This is a genomic window from Bradyrhizobium sp. Kon10 (assembly GCF_055807395.1).
Map to the genome: position 1 here is coordinate 1 of NZ_JBVVOZ010000093.1, position 1,410 is coordinate 1,410.

The 1,410-nt window shown below is 62.8% G+C and carries 1 protein-coding gene; it reads left to right on the top strand.

All coding sequences use genetic code 11. The features are described from left to right. The first annotated feature begins 50 nt into the window (after positions 1-50). Positions 51-1,400, top strand: a complete 1,350-nt coding sequence (locus AC0L2O_RS36160; RefSeq protein ID WP_473373115.1) for an IS30 family transposase — start codon at positions 51-53, stop codon at positions 1,398-1,400. Positions 1,401-1,410 lie beyond the last annotated feature (10 nt).

Sequence of the window (1,410 nt, forward strand, 5' to 3'; positions counted from 1 at the left end):
CAGGGCGGATTCAACCGGTCGTCGCAACACCCGAAGCGAAGGAGGTTGCGATGCGGTTATGGAATCGGGCGTGGCGGGAGAATTGCAGGCAGTTCTGGATCGCCATTGCATTGGGACGTTCCAGCGAAGAGGCTGCAACTGATGCCGAGATGTCGCCGGCTGGCGGAGTGCGACGGTTCCGAAGGGCGGGCGGTATGCCACCAACGCATCTCTCACCGTCATCAGGATTGCCGTCTGGGCGTTATCTTTCGTTCGCCGAACGCGAGGAGATTGCGATCCTGCGTGCGCAGTCGTTTGGCATACGAGCCATTGCTCGGCAGCTGAAGCGGCCGCCGTGTACGATATCGCGCGAACTCAAGCGCAATGCCGCCAAGCGCAATGGTGCTCGGGAGTATCGAGCGACCACGGCACAATGGCACGCCGATCGGTCTGCCCGACGGCCAAAGCTGACGAAGTTGGCGACTAATCCGGTTCTGCAAAGTTATGTGCAAGACAGGCTTGCCGGTATGATCGCCAGGCCGGACGGGGTGGCCATCGTCGGCCCGAAGGTCCTGTGGAAGGGGCGCCGGGCGGTGCATCGACAGCACCGACGCTGGGCGACGGCGTGGAGCCCGGAGCAGATTTCTCGCCGCCTTCGGCTCGACTTTCCCGAGGATGAGACGATGCGCGTCAGTCACGAAGCCATCTATCAGGCGCTGTATGTGCAAGCTCGAGGAGCGTTGCGTCGCGAGCTGACGGCCTGCCTGCGCACCGGGCGGGCGCTGCGGATGCCGAGGGCGCGTGCCCGTAAAGGCAGGAGCTTCATTCCTCCCGAGATCATGATCAGTCAACGTCCGGCGGAGGCAGCCGATCGAGCCGTGCCGGGCCACTGGGAAGGCGACCTCATCGTAGGCCTTGGAAGTTCCGCGATCGGCACCTTGGTAGAGCGCACGACACGCTTCACCATGCTGCTGCATCTGCCGCGGATGACGGGCCATAGCCATGAAGCTCGCGTGAAGAATGGACCTGCACTCGCCGGGCATGGCGCTGAGGCCGTGCGCGACGCCATCACCCGCACGATTATCACCTTGCCCGAGCAACTGCGGCGCTCGCTGACGTGGGATCAAGGAGCTGAGCTGGCTCAGCACGCACGCCTGAAGATCGACGCAGGCGTGCAAGTTTACTTCTGCGACCCTCACAGTCCTTGGCAGCGCGGCACCAACGAGAACACCAACGGATTGCTGCGCCAGTACTTCCCAAAGGGCACCGATCTCAATGCACACAACGCCGATGACCTTGAGGCCGTGGCTCTTGCACTCAACACCCGGCCCCGGAAAACCCTCGGCTGGAAAACACCAGCGGAAGCTCTCGACGTATTGCTACGGATGAGCCATACACGAACTGTTGCGACGACCGGTTGAATCCGCCCAG